Raw genomic sequence first — 20125 nt, 5'->3', positions numbered from 1 at the left:
TACTGTTGTATTTATAAGAAAAAGGACGCATGAAAAAACTTTCGTTTTTTCACACGCCCTTATCCAAACCTTTTATAATTCCTCAGCCACCATCTCCAGTGCCGCCTCAATTACCTTATCCATATCATAATACTTATAATTTCCAAGACGTCCACCAAAGATCATATTCTTTTCCTGCTCTGCAAGCTTTCTGTATTCTTCAAACAGCTTATTGTTCTGTTCATTATTTACCGGATAATATGGTTCCATTCCTACTTTCCATTCTGAAGAGTACTCTCTGGAGATAACAGTTTTTTCCTGTTTTCCAAATTCAAAATGCTTGTGTTCGATAATACGTGTATAAGGAACTTCTCTTTCTGTATAGTTCACAACTGCATTTCCCTGATAGTTATCTGTATCAAGTACTTCTGTCTCAAATCTTACCGAACGATATTCCAGTGCTCCAAGCTTGTATCCGAAGTATTCATCAATCATTCCAGTAAACAGTGTCTTCTCTGCGATATCCGGATTTTCTTTGATAAATTCAAAGTAATCGGTATCTGTCTTTACTTCGATTCCGTCCAGCATCTTTTCAATGATCTTTGTATATCCGCCGATCGGGATTCCCTGATATCTGTCATTGAAATAGTTGTTGTCAAATGTAAATCTTACCGGTAAACGTTTGATGATGAATGCCGGAAGGTCTTTGCAAGCACGTCCCCACTGTTTTTCGGTATAACCTTTTACCAGTTTTTCAAATACATCTTTTCCTACCAGAGATAATCCCTGTTCTTCCAGGTTCTTCGGCTCTGTGATTCCTGTCTCTGCAACCTGTTTTGCGATCATATCTTTCGCTTCCTGTGGTGTCTTGATATTCCACATTTTGCTGAATGTGTTCATGTTAAATGGCAGGTTGTAGAGCTCGTCTTTGTAAATCGCTACCGGTGAATTGATGTAGTTATTAAACTCTGCAAACTGATTGATGTAATCCCAAACCTTTTTGTTGGATGTGTGGAAAATATGTGCACCATATTTGTGAACATTGATTCCTTCAATATTTTCACAGTAAATATTTCCACCGATATGCGGACGCTTGTCAATTACCAGACAGGTTTTTCCTTTTTTCTTTGCTTCGTGAGCAAATACTGCTCCGTATAATCCTGATCCTACTACTAAATAATCATACTTCATAATACTAAATCCTCTCTTTTATTTCTTTGTAATTTTATCTTTTATCATCTTTCCCATTCCGACGACACTTCCCACTCCATAGCTTAAATGAAGTAAAAAGAAGATTCCCGGAAGCAAAAGCTGACATATATGCTTCGCCTCATTTTTTACAGACAGAATTGCCATTCCGATTGCACCACACCAATAAGTGATCCACATGGCAATCGCCAGAAATGGCTTCTTTAGTGTTGCCAAAATGGATGTCACAAGAATCGCAATCACAAAAGCAAACGGCACAAAATGATAAATGCTGAGACATCCAGGACATACACCAAGAGTTCTTGCTACCCAGTCTCCATTGCCGTATTTCTGCTTCATCATTCCAGAAATCGAACTTCTCACATATTGCCAGGAATGAATCTGCGGATCGTAGCATAAGCGGTATCCTGCCTGCCGGATCCGGTAATGCATCTCATTATCTTCCGTTCTTCCCAGATTTTCATTGAAAAGTCCAACCGTTTCAAATACTTCTCTCCGATACGCTGCATGGAACATGGACTTTACATATTTCTTTTCATTCTCTCTCCGGAAGCCTGCGATTCCACTTCCGAACATCGAACTTTCTGCGTTCAGTAGAAGTTTCTGCCACGGTGTGTCCTTCTCCGGAAGATTCGGTCTTGGTCCACCAGTGACATATTCTCCGCTTTCCATGCATTCTACGTTCTTGGAAACAAAATCCTCCGGAATGCGTCCATGTGCGTCCAGACGGATAATAATATCTCCGGTTGAACTACGGATTGCCTGATTCCATCCGGATGCCTGATTGTTCCCCGGATTTTCCGTAACAAAGCAGTTATGATACTGCGGATTTTCTTCGGCAAAACGTTCCATAATCCGTCTGGTTCCATCTGTTGAACTGCTGTCCACCATCACAACTTCGATCTGCTCTGCCGGGTAATCCTGTTTTGTGATATCCTCCAGCAAGTGCGGAAGATACTCTTCTTCATTGCGCGCAATCGTGCAAACTGATACTAACATACATTTCTCCTATACTGTAGTTCTTATCGTAATACTGCAAATACTGTCATAAACATGGTCATAAAATCTCTCCACAGACTGTATTTGCGCAGATCTTCCAGATTATAACTCATCTTCTCCGGAAGCACTTCATGAATATAAGCATAATCCACATCTTCTACATGCTCCAGCATTTCACCCTCATCTTTGTAGCATACGCTGGCTCTGGAAGTGATTCCTGCCGGTAACAAAAGAGTCGCATACATTTCTTTCGTATATCCTTTTACATACTTCACAACTTCCGGTCTGGTTCCAACAAAACTCATCTCTCCGCGAAGAACATTGATAAGCTGCGGAAATTCATCAATCCTGCAGCCACGGATCACTTTTCCAACCCGTGTCAGTCTGGAATCCTGACTGATCGTAACCTGTGTTCCCATCTTGTCTGCATTCTGCACCATAGTACGGAACTTTAGAATGTGAAATTTCTTTCCATACTGTGTCACACGCACCTGCTTGTAAATCACCGGTCCCGGTGAATCCAGCTTGATTGCAATACTGATGACTAACATGATCGGTGATAAAATGACAAGTAAAATCATCGAAAGCAGAATGTCAAAATATCTCTTTAATCTTAATTCTTTTTCGTGTCTGATCAGAATATCATAGTATTGTTTTACTTCGTCTGTTCTCATAAACTTCGGAAGTTCGTCCCATTTTCTCATACAGCATTCCTATCCGATGCATTCCTTCAATACATCTGTCACGTATTTTACCTCTTCATCGGTAAGTTTCGTATGAAGCGGTAATGTAATTGCATTTTCAAATAAAGCATAAGCATTTGGATAATCTTTGATATCAAATCCCATATTTTTGTATGCAGATAACAACGGTAACGGTTTGTAATGCACATTCGTTGCTACGCCATGCTCTGCCATCTTCGTAATGATCTCATTACATTCTTCCCGTGTTTTTCCCTGAACACGGATCAGATACAAATGTCCGCTGGACTTATGATCTGTATCAAAATGATTCAGTACACTCACAGGAAGACTTTCCAGTGCTTTATCATACATTCCTATGATTTCCCGGCGCCGTGCTAATAATGCATCATAGCGTTTTAACTGTACCAATCCAATAGAAGCCATGATATCGGTCATATTGCATTTGAAATAAGGTGCCACAACATCATACTCCCATGCGCCAAGCTGCGTCTTAGCTAGCGCATCTTTGGATTGACCGTGCAGTGAAAAAAGCATATATTTTTTATAAATCTCATCATCATCCACACCTTCGATCGGGCGCCATGTGACTGCGCCACCTTCCGCTGTCGTCAGGTTCTTTACCGCATGGAAGGAAAAGCTTGTGAAATCTGCAGCCTGTCCACATTTCTTTCCTTTTCGCTCTGCGCCAAATGCATGTGCAGCATCTGCCACCACAATCACTCTGCCAAACTTCTCCTGAAGTTCATTTGCCGGATGGAAAAGTGATTTCTTTGCTTCTACAATTTCAAATATCTTATCATAGTCACACATAATTCCGGCAAGATCTACCGGAATGATGACTTTCGTCTTTTCATTGATAGCGTCTGCCAGTTTTTCATAATCCATCTCATAGGAATCTTTCGCCACATCAATCAAAACCAGTTTTGCGCCCACATGTGAGACAACACTTGCTGAGGCACTATAGGTATAGGCTGTCGTGATCACTTCATCTCCAGGTCCGATTCCCAGAAGACGCAAAGTCATCTCCAGACAGGCTGTAGCTGAATTCAGGCAAACAACCCGGTTAGTTCCCATATACTCGGCCAGCTTCTTTTCAAAGAGCTTCGTCTTTGGTCCGGTGGTGATCCAGCCACTTCTTAAAGTATCCACAACTTCTGCTATCTCCTCCTCTGTGATATCCGGAGGAGAGAAAGCGATATGCATGTTTTTCATAAAAAAACTTCTTTCTTCATAAATTTTAGATCTTTATTGATACTTTTCTAATTCTAAATACTCTTTCCAGAACTTATAAGATGTCAAATATTTTCTTCTGTTATAATAAGCTTTATCTACTTCTTTGTGAATTTTTTTATAACGCTTCACTGTTTCAAGATAGTATTTCATGACCTGTCTGAATTTCTTCTTATCCAAATATCTGATTTCTGCAGTATATGCATTTGGATTAATCGCAATGACACTATCTACAAGGCATTGTCTCTGTGGATTATAGAACCAGTCATGAGCAACCGCCGCCGGCCCTTTCCGTAACCATTTTTTTGGCCATAAAAACTGTCCATTAAAAGTCAGACGATAAAGAATGGTATCCTTCAGACTTCTGTGATCTGTTTGATAAATAGAATCAATATCCACCCCATATTCATCAAATTCTGCAAGATCTGCCATATTTGCATTTTTTGCGGACATTGTTTTTAATCGTTCCTGACATTTTTCCGTTTCAATAAAAGCAGGTCCTTTTAAATAATCTCTGATTGCATCAACAATGATTTCTGCAGCATCATAATTAAAGCGCAGTATTTCCGTTAAAAACATACCATTAAAACGTTTCCAGATACGTTCTCTTCTGTTTCTGGACGGATTACATGCCTCTTCAATCAAAAAGTTACGGAATACTTGATAATATTCCATGAAATAATTGAACTTTAAAGTAAAGCCCATATGCCATACGCAAATACCGTTCATGGTAATAAATTTAGCATTATTACGGAAACTGAATTCCGTATCATCAACACGGATAAACAATGGTAATGCAAATCCGTTTTTCTCGATCATTGTTACCGGTACACAACAATACCACCAGCCAGCATAGGAATCAGCCTTTTTCGTTTTTGCTTCCTCTTTTTGAAGCATTTCAGCCATCTCTACAATTTTTCCATGACCTTTTGAAGAATTCTGTCCTCCATCTGCTCCTAAAAATCCCACATCTTCATGGAAAACATCCATCTCTTCATAACAAAGCATGGCACCACTGATAATATAATCTTTATATTTTTCTTTTGCCAGTAACAATAATAAATATGTTCTTTTTATACTTTCTGATAAAACAACAACATCATCATCCATCAATAATACATGAGTCGCCTTTGGTTTCTGGCGAATAGATTCGATCATTCCTCGTGTAAATCCACCTGAACCGCCTACATTTTTATTTCTGTGATAATAAATATGCGGACCTTCAAATTCTTCCGCCGACAATACTCGACCCTCATCATTATCAACGATGTGAAGATAAACATTTTTTCCAATGATATCATCCTGAGTTAAAATTTCATCCTTGATCATTTTAACATTTTTACGAATAAAGTCTTCTTTTTTAAATGTTGTCGTTGCGATTGAAAGTCTCACTTCATTGAAATCACTTTCATTTACCTCAGCATAATAACCACCACCATATACACAGCACTCTGAATACATGCGGAGTTCAAATGCAATCAATGTGTCCTTATTTGATGGAATCTCAACAATAATTTCTGCTTTTTGATCGCAATGGTATTCTTTCTTTAACAAAACATTTCTTTTTGCTGAATTCTCAATTCTATGATATCCGGACAGAACCAGCTCAAAGTCACCTTTAATTTCAAGCTTCAACATCGTTTTGCCGATTTTTGTGTGTTTTTTCCATTTTTTCATAGAAAAGGCATTTAAATATGCCCCAAAATCACATGTACTATATTTTGAAAATACAAAACATTTTTCTTCAGCATCACGGATTCCTAATCCACCCTTATAAAAAAGATCGGCATTATCTGTATATTCTTCTTTATCTGGAAATAGAATACTTTGCAATTTTAACTCCATTGTTTACATCTCCTTATTTTGTACTTCTTTTAACTCTAAATAACTGCTCCAAAAATCCTTGCTTTCAAGTTTCGAATGATTTTTTCTATATTCTTCACAAACCTTGTCATAATGCAAATCTATTAATCGAAATACTTTCAACATTTTTATATATGCTTTTAGTAGTTCTATCCTGCTCCGCTTCACACAAATTGCATTTCCTGCTGCATCAGCATACACAACCTCATTGCAGCGGAACAAGTCATAAATATTCGGATTTGGTCTGGCTACTTTTGTCGCTCTGTTTTTATATGCAGGCAGAAAATGACCATTCATTGACAACATGATCAATATTCGCTTTAATTTACACGGTGGTTCAGCCTCCGGTCTACCACATGGATCCAGATCTTCCGGCTTGATTCCATTATGTCCTATAAATTCTTCTGCCGGCATAGACTGATAATTATATTTTTTTAATCCATCATGCACACCTAAGGTATCCGCATTATAAAACCACTTAAAACCTCTTAAAAAATCAACCGCACCTTTCAAATTCAGATCCACATATTTATATCTGTATTTTCCGATATTACTGCTGACCTGCACGAAAAGCATCTTTTTAAAATCCTTTGCAGCAAACTGCGGATTATGGATTGCATTCGTAATTGCCAGATTTCTGACATCATAATACTCCAGGAAACCAGGTAATTTATTTTCAAAAGCTTCATGCCAGATCGTTATTCCATTTAAGAAAATAAACTGCCCATTTGCCCTCAATCCATATTCTATATCATCTCTATGGATAAAAAACGGCAAAGGATAATGCATTTCCTTAATAAACGGAACCGGAATACACGAATACCACCAGCCTGTATACTCTGCTTTTTGAATCTGCTCATTTATCACAACATTTTTTAATTGTGTCATGTCAAAATTATGGTTATTCGCAACAATATCACCATCATTCCAGCAGGCACCACATTCATACTGCAGAGTTGGCAAATCTTCTCTTAATAATGAGCCTCCGATTACTGCCATTCTGTATTTCTCTTTAAGCAGGGTCAATAATGTATAAGTTCGTTCTATCGCTTCAGGAGAAATCACTGCATCGTCATCCATCAATAAAACATGTGTAATACTATCATCTCGCATATGTTCGAACATAGTTCTGGTAAATCCACCCACTCCACCAAGGTTTTTATTCTTAACAATGCGAATATGTTCATCCTCGATTTTTTCTCTTACTAATGTACCGCCATTATCGGATATGCATACCGACAAATGTCCATAAGATAAGGCATTCTCATTGTTAAGCAGATTTTCTTTTAATACTTTCATATTTCGCTCAACATACTTCTCACGTTTGAAAGTACAAATGCCTATTCCTATCTTAACTTCCTTCTTTTCCCTCTCTTCATCAGTCATATAACTTGCTGCATAGAGGGCTGTATCCTCCTCAGCGATTATGGATACACCTACTACTCCACTCTCCGGTAAAGCAAATATTGGAGTATTCACGGAATCTTCGCCTTTGCTTTCCATTGGAAATTGCATAATTATCTTCGAACATACTTTTTTATTCTTGCAGGATAAGGCATATATGACAACCTTTATTTTTCCTTTAAAATTAACAGACACACAAACCGATTGAATACCTGTATACTTTCTCCATTTTTCAGCAGAAAAAATATTCATATATGTCAAGAAATCTGCTTCACCACCTGCATTAAGCAATATTCCACTCTCTGACTTAATTCCGTTTTTTAATTTATAGTATAATTCTGGTTCCTCAACAGACTGTTGATTCCATACAATTTTTTGTAATATCATGCTTTTCACCACTTACTGATTCATATGCATATATTCAGTTGTTACTTCTTCTACCAGACCACTCATTCGAACATTTCCTTTGTCAATCCAAATAGCATGATCACATAACTGTCTGACAGAATTTATATCATGAGAAACATATAACAGAGTTGTTCCTCCACTCAACATCTGCCCCATTCTCTCATAACATTTCTGCTGGAACTGGTAATCACCAACGGATAAGATTTCATCAACCACGAGAATATCCGGTCTCACCATGGTAGCTATTGCAAATCCAAGTCTTGCCTGCATACCAGAGGAAAAATTCTTAATCGGAACATCCAAGAAATCCTGCAATTCTGCGAATTCAATAATTTCATCAAAATGCTCTTCCATAAATTTTCTTGAATGTCCAAGTACAGTTCCATTCAAAAACACATTTTCTCTAGCCGTCATATTCATATCAAACCCGGCACCCAATTCAATCAACGGTGCAATGGTCCCTTTTGTAGTAACTGAACCTTTGTATGGTTTTAAAATTCCACAGCAGGCTTTTAAAAGCGTTGACTTTCCGGATCCGTTTGTTCCGATCAGTCCCCATGCCTCTCCTCTTTTTACTTTTAAATTGACATCTTTTAACGCAAGAAATTCCTGGAACATCAATTCGTGTTTGATCAGTTTGATCACATATTCTTTCAGGTTATCTACCTTTTCAGATGCCATGTTGAACCGAATCGTCAGGTTATCAACATCAACAATATATTCTTCGTTCATTCGCCCTTCTCCTAGATATATAAAATGAAGCTATCCTGTGTTTTCTTAAATACACCAAGTCCAATTGACAGCATGATAAAAGCCATTACCCAGCAACCAATAAAGATTCTTGGAGTTGTAAAATGTCTGTATAAAACAAGATCTCTGAAGAACTGGATATAATAAAACATTGGATTACAGTATTCTACCAGCTTTCTGAGCCAGTCCGGAAGCAGCTCGATCGGGTAAAACATTGGGGTTACATACATCCATGCTACTGTGATGGCATTGTAGATATACTGAATATCTCGAAAGAAAACATTCGCAGCAGAAAGGAAAAAGCCCAATCCGCATACAAAGATATACAGCGGAATCACTACCAATGGAAAAAGCAGGATATATGGTGAAAACGGTGCTCTGGTGATCAGCATGACCAGAATCAATGCTCCCATTGAGAAAATAAGGTCGATCAGGGAACTTGTTACTTTTGATAAGGTAAAAATATATTTAGGTACATATATTTTCTTGATCAAAGCTCCATTATCCAACACAGAATACATAGACATATGGGTTGCATTATTCATAAAATCAAATAATGCCTGACCTGTCAGCAGGTAAACCGGAAAGTTTTCGATTCCGCGCTGGAACATTTGGGAAAATACCAGTGTCATTACAAGCATGATCAGCAGCGGATTCAAAATACTCCACACATATCCCAGAAAACTTCTTCTGTATTTTAATTTCACGTCTCTGACTACCAGTTCTCTTAATAAATCTTTATATCTAAAAAATGTATTTATCCTATCTCTTGTTACGCTCATTATTCTTCTCCAATTTAATATGAATCTCTTCGGCCTTTAAATGCAAGTACAGCTAACGGGAATGCAGCATATCTTGTTTTCCGTAAAAACAACACTGCCGGATTCTTTACTCTGTCATACACTTCTCTGTTCTTATGATAAAAATATGCATCTAATTTCATTGCTTCTTTTCGCATACCATTCTTCAGAGGAAAGCTGATATAAATTTTCATCTGACTGGTAAGGATTGTTGCTGTCAATTCCCTGATATACTCCAGATTTGCCTTTGGAGCCGTCTTCTCGACTTTTTTGCAGTACTGATTGAGCCGCATAAGAACCCGCAGATGATTCTTCAGATTCTTCTGCATCTTTTCAATGGACATACTTTGTCCCGGAAGTCCCAGACGATATTGGTAAACAGGGTCTTCCATAAAATATACTGTCTTCACGTAAGGAATCGGAAATGCAATAAACTCTACATCTACATAAAAAGTGTGTTCATCAATCTGTTCATTTGCTTTCCTGAAAAGCTCCGTCTTCACAGTCGTGGCATGCATATCTATGATGGTCTTACCAACAATCTTCTCAAACTGGTAGAGCTTGTTATACTCGATTTTTTCAAACGGATATTCCTGCCTCTTTTCCGGCAGCCGTGTCGTATGGTTGATCCAGGTATAATTCGATGCAACGATATCAGCATCAATTTCTTTTAAAAGTTTCACCAGTCGGATGAAGCTTCTGGTGTCTACCCAGTCATCTCCATCAACAACTTTAAAATATTTTCCTCTTGCCTCACGAGCTCCCGTGTTGATGGTGGAACCATGTCCGCCGTTTTCTTTATTGATCAACCGGAACGTATTTTCATACTTTGAAACATATCTTTCCGCAATTGTTGCAGTATCATCGCTGGAACCATCATTCACGATCAAAACTTCAATATCATCCATGACTTCAGAATTCACAAAGGATTCCAGACAGTCTTCCAGATATGCCTGCACATTGTAACTTGGGACAGTTACTGTTAATATTTTCTCGTCCATTGTTCTCCTAACCTGATTTAATACTATTTTTCTCAAAAAAAGTTGGTTTTACAGATATTTAGTTCTATCTGAATCACCAACTTTTATTCTGATTACTAGAATATTATACTACACTTTTCTTTAGATGGAAAGATTATATCAAATACTCGCATCTTTGTCAAATCTGCCCACTTTATATACCACTGTGTTTTTCATCTACAATGGGTCCTTCATGACTGATCCTCCCTAAACTGACCAGTTTCTGAAAAGCCTCACTGTCTCTTTTTTTATCTTCCGGTCTGATATGATAAGTAGAAATCATATCTGCAACTTTTTCTTTAATATCCGGACTTTCTTCCATTGCTGCCTTTTCCAGCTCTCGCAGCTGGCTGAGGAAATGTACTTCATCGAACTCAAGAGGTTTGCCGATAAAAATCAGGTTGTTCGCTGTTTTCTGTAGTCCCTCTTCTTTTGTCAGCAATTCCTCATACAGCTTTTCCCCCGGTCTAAGACCGGTATACTTGATCTCCATATTCACACCAAGTGTATATCCGGAAAGTCGGATCAGATTCTTTGCCAGATCAGCAATCTTCACAGGCTCTCCCATATCCAGCACAAAGATTTCTCCGCCATGGGCATAAGCTCCCGCCTGAAGTACCAGTGAAACTGCTTCCGGTATCGTCATAAAATAACGGATAATATCCGGATGCGTAACTGTCACAGGACCTCCTGCCTCCATCTGTTTTTTAAACAGCGGAATAACGCTTCCATTACTTCCCAACACATTCCCGAATCGTACGATCACGTATTCTGTTCTGGAATATTTGCTGAAGGTCTGTACGATCATTTCACACATACGTTTCGATGCACCCATGATATTGGTAGGGTTTACTGCTTTATCCGTAGAGATCAGTACAAATTTCTTTACCCCGTACTTGTCCGCAGCTCTTGCTGTCTTATAAGTACCAAACACATTGTTTTTAATGGCTTCATTCGGGCTGTCTTCCATAAGTGGCACGTGTTTATGGGCTGCCGCATGAAAAACAACATCCGGTCGATAATGCTCCATGACGCTTTCAATTCGACTTGTATTTCGAACAGAACCTATCAGTACTTCCAACTTCAGATTTGGATACTTACGAACCAGCTCCTGCTGAATGTCATAGGCATTGTTCTCATAGATATCAAAAATGATAAGAAGCTTTGGATTGTGGGAAGCGATCTGACGGCATAATTCACTTCCGATGGAGCCGCCGCCTCCCGTAACCAATACTCTTTTATTTCTCACATACTGCCCAACGCTTTCCATATCAATTTCAATAGTATCTCTTCCGAGAAGGTCTTCGATGGATACTTCCCGCAGGTTTGACACTCCTACATCGTCATTGATCAGCTGATACATTCCCGGTAATATCTTAAGTTTACAATCTGTAAGATTACAGATTCTTAAGATATCTCTGGTATTTTTTGTTCCTGCCGAAGGAATTGCAAGGATAATTTCTTCTGCATCATACTTCTTTGCTGCTTCCTGAATCTTATCTCTTCCTCCGACAATGCGGATTCCATGAATGTATTTTCCTTTTTTGGAAGGATTATCATCAATCACGCAGACAACCTTCTGATTCAGGTATTTACTGCTTTTTAATTCTTTGATGATCATATTTCCGGCTTCGCCGGCACCGATCACAATGGTGTTACGGCTATGCCTGGTTGATTTCTTCAATCCATTTTCCATGGTATGCAAAATGCGATAAGAAAATCGAGTGATGATCGTTGTGATACTTAACAAAATAAAATAGAAGAAATAATAACTTCTCGGAACCTGCAGATACAACAAACTGAAACCGAAAGCCTGAAAGACCGTTGACAGCATTGTTGCACCAAGAATGGCAAGCATCTCATTCATGCTGGCATAAGACCATACCCTGTTATACAGATTAAGTACTAAAAAAATGACTACTGTTGTGATAACATTGATGACCATATAGCTCTCGACACTGTACATATACTCTGCCGGTACCCAGATATTATCCAATTTAAAACGCAAAATAATTGCCAGATACGAATCCAGGATCACACTTAAGATATCTACAATAAACAGTGCGATCATCCGACTTCTGGAATTTTGCAATCCCCATGTTTTTTTCATAAGCGACCTCCATTTGTACAACATAATACTGTCACAAAATATTACCGTTCTCTAACCAATCTCCGCTTAGTTATATAACTCATATACATATGCCTTTTCATCCTGATACAATTCCTTTGAATTTTTAAGTCCGGTTAATTTCTGTATCTTTTCTAAGCATTTTTCAGGATCCATGGTTACCTTTTCACCGAGATCATCATATTTTTTATCAAGTATTCGATCCAAATATACAACTAATTTGGAATTTTCTATTGAAACGTCCGGTACTTTTATATCCAGATCTTTGTAATACATTTGATATAAACGTTGGTAATTCTGTAATTCTAACCCTTCGTTAATCATTATATAAGACGTTGTATAAACATACAAGCATGTTGTATCTGCATATTCTTTACTGATTGCAATATTATTTTCTCCTTCCGGATATAAATAACAAGGATCATTTACATAATACGTCAAGCCTCCTATCAGCATCATTGAAATAACCATTGCAATCTGAATCTTTGCTTTACTTTTTATCCATAACTTATAGATAAAATAAAGCAGGTAGCAAAACAGCAGAGACAGAAAAGGAAATAAATTCATGATATACCTGTTCACCTGCCATGGCGAGATTTTTGCTGAAATAACAAATACAAAAGCACAAGTAAGTATTATATCACAGATCAAATATGTTTCTCTTTTTACTTTTACATAAACAGTTTTTGTGTGTTCTTTATTATTCACTGCAATTTCATAGTGATCTGCATGATATTGCAGCTTCATTTCCCACAAAACCTGTGTGATAAGATATGCAAGAATTCCAAGGCAGCAGACAATCAGAAGCAGCATGAAGACACCGCCGAACATCTCTTCACTGACTATAACCCAGAATTTTCTGATTCGTGACGTCCAATCTGAAAAATTATGCATATTCTGAAGTGTTTTCTGGCTATGGCTCACTCCTGTACCCGTCAGATTCTTAAGAATTGCAGGGTATAACGCAACAGCACAAACTCCGCCAACGCCTCCGCTCACTACATATTTTCCGGTCATTTTAAAGTCTTTTCGCATGATCATCCAGATCATCTGAAAGATCACCATAGGAAATGCAAAAATCACAAAATAGTAATGTGTAAATACACCGCCAAAAGTAGCAAGCAAAATACTGATCAAATTTTTCATTTTGATTTTTCTTGATGCCATCATTTCCAAATGTTCATATGCGAAAATGGTACACCACATGGTTAATAACATATACATTCGAATATATGTCACCATATTTACCGCTGCAATACTAAATCCAAAAAACAAAACCGGAAAGAAAGCAAAATATTTATCTTTTTTGATTAATTTCCCTATTTTATACAAAAATATAATTGTTACTGCATAATACAACAAGTTAGGAATGAGACCAAACCATTTACTGAATTGTCCCGGAAAGCATGAACTGATTGCATGCAAAACCATATAAAAAAGAGGTGGATGGGAATCATGGGTCTGATTATAGATAACAGATCCAAATTTGAAGGCTTCTCCCTCATTGACTGTCATATATTCCTTAAACATATCCGGACTGATTTCCGAATTATCTAATGCTCCATCTTCCCAGATCTGTGCGTGGTAATAACTGTTAGAAAGTCCATAGGACCATAACTCATCCACAAAATATCCTTTTTTCATATCACAATAAAAAATCATAAAAATGATCTGTATAAGCAGAACACATATGAATATAATATGACTGCTCTTATCTCTCAAAAACTTTTTCATATTCCTACCTTTCCATTGATGCCTGTATTTTTATTTTTTGACAAATGCTTCTTTGCCCATTTCCGGAGCAGTATCTCCCTTTGTAACAACTTTGATCTCGATTGCTTCTATTCTTTTTGAAAGTCCTTCTGTACCTGCAGGATTACCATTTTTTGTCCATCCGAGCCAGCCATAATCCTGTGCGTGGACACGGTAATACACATCACATGATTCAGAAAGCGTTCCGGTAAGATTAATCTTGATCGCTTCTACTCGTTTTCCTTTTCCAGTGGTTCCGGCAAGGGCTCCGTCTTTTACAGACTTCTGCCAGCCGATATCCTGTACATGGGCACTATATTCCACACTTCCCTCTGCTTTTTGACCTGACAGGGATATTTTGATTGCTTCTACTCGTTTACTTTCCCCGGTAGTTCCGGCAAGAGCCCCGTCTTTTACATTATTCTGCCAGCCAATATCCTGTACATGAGCAGAATAGACGATGGAGGTCCATTTTTTGCTGAAGCACTGTTCCGTTGTTCCCGGAGCCTGTGCACCTTTTTTTACAATTTTAATCTGAATGGCTTCTACACGGTAACCATAGCCTTCGGTTCCGGCAGACTCTCCATTCTTGGCCCATCCCATCCAGCCGAAATTCTGCGCATGGACACGGTAATAGATATCATATCTTTCTTCCATTTCTTCTGTCAGTCTGATTTTTACAGCTTCTAGCCTCTTCTGGCCATTTGCGGTGCCGCTTACTTCACCTTCTTCTTTCCAGCTGTCCCAGCCAATATCCTGTATATGTGACATATATAGAATGGTTCCTGCGTAGCCTTTATCACGCAAATTAACTTTGATTCCACCTAAAGCCAAGGACTTTCCTGTTGTACCGCTGGTTTCTCCATTTTCAACCGGACTCATCCATCCTTCACCATTGACATATGCAGTATAAGAAACGGTCGGATCCTTCTCTACAAATGCATTTTCTGTACTTCCGGGAGCATCCATTCCCTTTTTGCCTGCAACGATCTGGATGGCTTCTGCCTGGCAGTCATAACCTTTAGTTCCTGACTCCTCATCATTCTTTGCCCAGCCAAGCCAGCCATAATTGCTTGTATAAACACGATAGTAAATATCGTAATTCTCTGCCTGCGTTCCTTTTAATCTGATTTTAATAGCTTCGATTCTTTTTGGATTGTCATTTGCTGTCGATTCCTTTCCATCTGCAGAATATTCCTGCCAGCCTGCATTTGGCACATAAGTTGAATATTCCACATTAAGGTCTGCAAGATTGGCATTAATCTTTATACTTTGGATTGCTTTTGACAAACCTACTGTACCACTTTGTTCTCCATTTTTCACCTGACCGGTCCAGCCAAGATCCTGCACAGAAGTACTGTAAGAAAGGAGGTCTTTATTCTCAACATCTACATCCTTTTCTTTTTTCAGCAATACGATCTGGATTGCCTGTAAATCCTTCGATTCTCCGGTTGTTCCTGCAATCTCATCTGTTGTGACATAATTCTGCCATCCATCATTTGCCACATGGGCACGATATAAGATCTGGTATTCGTCTTTCTTTTCGCCTGTCAGACGAATCTGAACTGCCTGTATTGCTTTGCTCTGCCCGGTTGTTCCTGCCTGTTCACCGTCTGCAACATAATCCTGCCAACCATCATCCGCCACATGGGCACGATATTCGATACCCAGACCATCAATTCCTGATATCTGCATTTTCATGGCCTGCATTGCGTATCCAAGGCCTACAGTACCTGCCTTTTCACCATTTCCAGTTTCATCTAACCATCCAAGATTTGTTACGTGTGCCGAAACAGATAAAGCATCCTTCACTTCATCCGGTACTGCTACCGGCTCTACCTCTTCCCCTGTATCCGGCTTGTTATTTTCAGGCGGCTTCACATTTGAAGAAGATCCGTTTCCTTTCTGAATAAGTGAAATGTAATCTGCACTGGCATATCCATACATATCCTGAAAATTATAGTTACCGGTACTGCTGTCTACTCCGTTTCTTCCCTCTGTAAGGACACCATCGCTCTGAACCCGGTAAAATCCATTCGCTGCTTCACCATTATCCAAAAGTAAAAATGCATACTGTGACTGAGCAGCTGTCTTATACAGCACATCAGAAGAAGTATTGCTTTCTTTTCTGACATTCAGTGTGGTATGTTCACTGTTTATCAGATCCTTTATTCCAATGGAATATTTTCCATAATCTTTTGATCCATTTGTCCTGTCGAGGCTCCACATCAAATTGGCGATCTTCTCACCCCAAAACGGATCGGATGCATAGTGGACGTTAATTCCACTTCCTTTATTACCCAGATAGGCTCCTTTATAGGTTCCACATCCCGGTCTTAAATATTGCTTCGACATATAAGTTTCCGCAAAATCCTTGAGACAGGTAGAGACATCCTTGTAACTATTGGCACTCTCTCCAGGAGAGGTATCTACAGCATTTAAACCGAAAAGATTATTCTTTTCCTTTGCAATACTGCTCTTTCCCCATCCACTCTCAAGGGCTGCTGTTCCTGCCATCATCAGGGCATTTACACCGTATGTATCCTGATTTTTCACAAACTGTGCACCGGTATCCCACATTTTAGAGTCCGAATCAGTCTTTGCATTGATGATAGAATTCAATTCATCTGCACTATAATTGCTCTGACTGCGAAGCGGCAGATACTGAAAATAATTATAATATGGAGCAGACGGATTCACAGAATGTGAACGGTCACCGTTTTGATAATCTTCCAGCATATTTTCAAAATTATCGTAGGTGTAAAAATAATGTCCGTCATAACTATAATAATCGGTGCCCTCTGCAAGATACTCTGGTGCCGGTCCATTGTCCAGACAGGCATTATAATCATTATTCGTTACGTTTCCAACGATATTATGATAGAGTCTTCCGGATGAGACCTGATAACAACTAAGGGATTCAACCTGGGAAATATCTACGACCTGTACTTCATCCGGATCGATTTCTCCGATCACGCCTGAAAGCATAAACCGCACTTTTCCATCGCTGGTTCCAAGATAAGCAGCGTCCGCACCGTACGCACCGCAGGTATATCCCTGGGCGCCGGTTTCTGCTTCTGTGTATTCTGTAACCACAGCACCTTTTGTATTAAAATTGACGATTTGGGCAGAAGAAGATCTTGCCATTCGAATACTTTTGTCTTCTTCAACTAATCCTATTTCCGGTTCTATTTCATACACGTTTCCATATTCGTCTGTTTCTATCAGCTTTTCTTCGACTTTCTGAGGTTCTTCTTCGGCATATACACGAAGCGGCATCTCTGTCATTCCTGTTATCACAGCACCTGCCATAAAAAGTGCAGCCATTTGCTTTGCTTTCTTTCCCATAGTATTCTCCTTACTTATTCATCAGATCCCCCACTGTTTCAGTCTTAGTATAGCACCCACATTCTTAGAGTAGCAACATTTTTATAACTTTCAAGGCAGAGAAACGCTGAAGTTCATGGCAAATCACTTCAGCGTCTCTTCTATTCCTTATGCTTCTTTTTATCCTTCTGTCTTCGGCACAAGTTTAATCTCCAAGGATTCCAGTCTGTATCCCTTGCCTGTAGTCCCGGCTTCTTTTCCATCTTTTACCCACTCCAGCCAGCCAAGTTCTTCAACCTGTGCACGATAATAAATATCGTAATGATCCGCCATCTCACCGGTCAGTTTTATCTTAACCGCTTCCATTTGGAGTTTTTCTCCGACTGTACCGGATATCTCGCCATCTTTTTTCCAGTCCTGCCAGCCAATATTCTGAACATGGGCGCTATAGGTAACGTCTCCCGAATACAATGGCTTATATAAATCCAGTTTCAAAGCCTCCATGCGGAGTCCCTGACCAACGGTTCCGATCGTCTCTCCATTATAGACCTCATCCTGCCAGCCTATATTTTGAACATGGGCACTGTAAACAGCCTGGGTATCAAAGGTTTTTGAGGAAGTTCCTACCGGTGTCAGTCCTTCTCCGTCTTTACGAACCAGAGCAATCTTTATTGCTTCCATCCGATAACCATAGTTAACCGTTCCTGCAATTTCTCCATTCTTCGCCCAGTCAAGCCAGCCAAAGTTCTGGACATGGACGCGGTAATACACATTATATTCCTTTTCTATCTCACCGGTCAGCCAGATTTTTATTGCTTCAATCCTCTTATTCTGTCCGGTTGTCCCTGCCGTTTCTCCATTTGAAACTTCTGATTGCCATCCAATATCTTCCACATGGGTACTATAATGAATGTCTCCTGAAAATCCACGACCAGACAAACTTATTTGCAAAGCTTCCAGACGCTGGTTTTTCCCGATCGTTCCTGCTGTTTCCTGATTGCAGCAAGTCGGCTGCCAACCTACATTTTGCACATGGGCGGTATATTTAACTGACGGCTTATTCCACTCTTCGTTAAAACGATACGCATCTGCCGTTTCTCCAGGAGCAGCGCTTCCCTTTGGCAAAACAGCAATCTGTACTGCCTCTATTGCATAGCCATACTCTTCTGTTCCGGCTTTCTCTCCATTTTTCGCCCAGCCAAGCCAGCCAAAATTACTGCTATGTACCCGGTAATAAATATTGTAATTCTCTGCATCATCTCCGGTCAGATTAAGTTTAATAGCCTCCAGAGCTCTGCTCTGGCCTTCTGTGCCAAGCATTGCGCCGGTTTGAACTTCATCAGTCCATCCATACCCAGCCACAAGTCCGGTATAACTTACTCCCAGATTTTCGCTGTTTGTCTGGATTTTCAGTGCCTCCAGACGCAGGCTCTTTCCGATTGTTCCAAGGGCATGCCCGTTTTTCTTCCAGTCTGTCCAGCCAACATTTTGAATATTTGCACAATAGCTGATAAGGTCGGTATCACCTACTTCTACAACCGGTGTATTCACATCTGCATCACTTAACAGATCGCCATAGTAAAAGCTGACATCCACATCTGTACTGATTCCATCCACCTGTGCCTTGCTGGTGCACTGCCACATATCATAATTCCCGTTATAATCACATTGATAATTATACTGTGCCACCCAGCGATGCCAGTTGTTATAGACACTGCCTGTCAGGTAATTGTTCCACCAATTCAGATTCGCATACACACCTACCTGATATCCTGCATTGCTGATCTTATTGCAAAAGGTTTCAGCAAACTTCTGGATCGTGTCATTTCCAAGGCTGACCTGGCTGTTATCCTCCAGATCATAATACACCGGATATGCCAGATTGTATCCCTTGATCAGTCGCAGTACGTGATCCGCTTCACTTTCGGCTTCCGTTGTATTCTCAGCGTAAGAATAGATATAAACTCCGAAAGGAATTCCTAATCTTGTACACTCAGATACGTTATACTGCCATTTTTTATCATCTTGATAAGAAACATCATTTCCATATCCAACACGGAGAATTGCAAAATCGACATCTGAGTTCTTTACTTTTTCCCAGTCAATATCTTGGTTGTGTTCACTCACGTCGATGACCTTTCCGATTGCCCCCTCAACCGGTTCTCCCTGTGAATTATAGCAAACGCCATTGATTTTTTTATAGGCATTCGATGTATCACTGATGGCATATGCACTGGCTGACCTCTTTTGGATCGGCTGTCCGTTGGAATATCGGAAACTGTTCTCCACAAATCCGCTCTGATCCCTCAGTCCTGCACTCTCTGCTGTTTCGTCTGAAACAGTTTCTGCTTCATCTGATACATTCTCTGTTTCATTTGCTACATCTTCCGATTCATTTAGCAGCTCTGCTGTTTCGTTTGATACATTTTCTGTTTCATTTGGCACATCTTCTGCCAGAACTGCCATTGGCTGACTTCCTATAAAAATTACTGCCATCAGCACTGCAAATATTCTATTTATTTTCATTTACTTACTCCGCCATTCTAAACTGTC

Annotated in this window: 13 protein-coding genes; all 13 read right to left on the bottom strand. The window is 39.4% G+C overall.

Annotated elements, in window-relative coordinates; translation table 11 throughout:
* Positions 1–72: 72 nt before the first annotated feature.
* Complete coding sequence (glf, locus tag PGQ33_RS07260; RefSeq protein ID WP_270205545.1) at positions 73–1170, bottom strand: UDP-galactopyranose mutase; 1098 nt, start codon at positions 1168–1170, stop codon at positions 73–75.
* 18 nt (positions 1171–1188) lie between these two features.
* Entirely contained in the window at positions 1189–2187 is a 999-nt protein-coding gene (locus tag PGQ33_RS07255; protein WP_270205544.1) for a glycosyltransferase family 2 protein, read from the bottom strand.
* A gap of 23 nt (positions 2188–2210) precedes the next feature.
* A complete protein-coding gene (locus tag PGQ33_RS07250) occupies positions 2211–2891 on the bottom strand; it encodes a sugar transferase (RefSeq protein WP_008374631.1) in 681 nt (226 codons plus the stop codon).
* Between the two features lie 9 nt (positions 2892–2900).
* Entirely contained in the window at positions 2901–4094 is a 1194-nt protein-coding gene (locus PGQ33_RS07245; RefSeq protein WP_270205548.1) for a DegT/DnrJ/EryC1/StrS family aminotransferase, read from the bottom strand.
* Positions 4095–4136: 42 nt separating this feature from the next.
* Entirely contained in the window at positions 4137–5966 is a 1830-nt protein-coding gene (locus PGQ33_RS07240) for a glycosyltransferase family 2 protein (RefSeq protein WP_270205543.1), read from the bottom strand.
* Between the two features lie 3 nt (positions 5967–5969).
* Entirely contained in the window at positions 5970–7775 is a 1806-nt protein-coding gene (locus PGQ33_RS07235; protein ID WP_022220077.1) for a glycosyltransferase, read from the bottom strand.
* Between the two features lie 12 nt (positions 7776–7787).
* Positions 7788–8528 carry an ABC transporter ATP-binding protein gene (locus tag PGQ33_RS07230; RefSeq protein WP_022220078.1) on the bottom strand — a complete coding sequence of 247 codons (741 nt, stop codon included), beginning with the start codon at positions 8526–8528 and terminating at the stop codon, positions 7788–7790.
* An 11-nt stretch (positions 8529–8539) separates the two neighbouring features.
* Positions 8540–9328 carry an ABC transporter permease gene (locus tag PGQ33_RS07225; protein ID WP_270205542.1) on the bottom strand — a complete coding sequence of 263 codons (789 nt, stop codon included), beginning with the start codon at positions 9326–9328 and terminating at the stop codon, positions 8540–8542.
* A gap of 14 nt (positions 9329–9342) precedes the next feature.
* On the bottom strand, positions 9343–10347 hold the full coding sequence (locus PGQ33_RS07220) for a glycosyltransferase family 2 protein (RefSeq protein WP_270205541.1): 1005 nt from the start codon (positions 10345–10347) through the stop codon (positions 9343–9345).
* Positions 10348–10519: 172 nt separating this feature from the next.
* On the bottom strand, positions 10520–12475 hold the full coding sequence (locus PGQ33_RS07215; protein ID WP_270205540.1) for a polysaccharide biosynthesis protein: 1956 nt from the start codon (positions 12473–12475) through the stop codon (positions 10520–10522).
* Between the two features lie 66 nt (positions 12476–12541).
* Positions 12542–14119 (bottom strand): hypothetical protein, encoded by a 1578-nt coding sequence (locus tag PGQ33_RS07210; RefSeq protein ID WP_270205539.1) that lies wholly within the window; start codon positions 14117–14119, stop codon positions 12542–12544.
* Positions 14120–14257: 138 nt separating this feature from the next.
* Positions 14258–17593: a glucosaminidase domain-containing protein gene (locus tag PGQ33_RS07205; RefSeq protein ID WP_270205538.1), complete on the bottom strand. Its 3336-nt coding sequence runs from the start codon at positions 17591–17593 to the stop codon at positions 14258–14260.
* A 159-nt stretch (positions 17594–17752) separates the two neighbouring features.
* The gene (locus PGQ33_RS07200) at positions 17753–20098 is read right to left on the bottom strand and encodes a GH25 family lysozyme (protein WP_270205537.1); all 2346 of its coding nucleotides are present in this window, start codon (positions 20096–20098) and stop codon (positions 17753–17755) included.
* Positions 20099–20125 lie beyond the last annotated feature (27 nt).

The organism is Coprococcus sp. AM100_B19A (genome assembly GCF_027662015.1).
GTDB classification, from domain to species: domain Bacteria; phylum Bacillota; class Clostridia; order Lachnospirales; family Lachnospiraceae; genus Allocoprococcus; species Allocoprococcus comes.
The sequence above is the reverse complement of the archived record's forward strand: the minus strand, read 5'-3'. Positions and strand labels throughout refer to the sequence as shown.

Coding starts and splice junctions, on each gene's coding strand:
- glf (WP_270205545.1), bottom strand. CDS start 1,170: ATGAAGTATGATTATTTAGTAGTAGGATCAGGATTATACGGAGCAGTA.
- PGQ33_RS07255 (WP_270205544.1), bottom strand. CDS start 2,187: ATGTTAGTATCAGTTTGCACGATTGCGCGCAATGAAGAAGAGTATCTT.
- PGQ33_RS07250 (WP_008374631.1), bottom strand. CDS start 2,891: ATGAGAAAATGGGACGAACTTCCGAAGTTTATGAGAACAGACGAAGTA.
- PGQ33_RS07245 (WP_270205548.1), bottom strand. CDS start 4,094: ATGCATATCGCTTTCTCTCCTCCGGATATCACAGAGGAGGAGATAGCA.
- PGQ33_RS07240 (WP_270205543.1), bottom strand. CDS start 5,966: ATGGAGTTAAAATTGCAAAGTATTCTATTTCCAGATAAAGAAGAATAT.
- PGQ33_RS07235 (WP_022220077.1), bottom strand. CDS start 7,775: ATGATATTACAAAAAATTGTATGGAATCAACAGTCTGTTGAGGAACCA.
- PGQ33_RS07230 (WP_022220078.1), bottom strand. CDS start 8,528: ATGAACGAAGAATATATTGTTGATGTTGATAACCTGACGATTCGGTTC.
- PGQ33_RS07225 (WP_270205542.1), bottom strand. CDS start 9,328: ATGAGCGTAACAAGAGATAGGATAAATACATTTTTTAGATATAAAGAT.
- PGQ33_RS07220 (WP_270205541.1), bottom strand. CDS start 10,347: ATGGACGAGAAAATATTAACAGTAACTGTCCCAAGTTACAATGTGCAG.
- PGQ33_RS07215 (WP_270205540.1), bottom strand. CDS start 12,475: ATGAAAAAAACATGGGGATTGCAAAATTCCAGAAGTCGGATGATCGCA.
- PGQ33_RS07205 (WP_270205538.1), bottom strand. CDS start 17,593: ATGGGAAAGAAAGCAAAGCAAATGGCTGCACTTTTTATGGCAGGTGCT.
- PGQ33_RS07200 (WP_270205537.1), bottom strand. CDS start 20,098: ATGAAAATAAATAGAATATTTGCAGTGCTGATGGCAGTAATTTTTATA.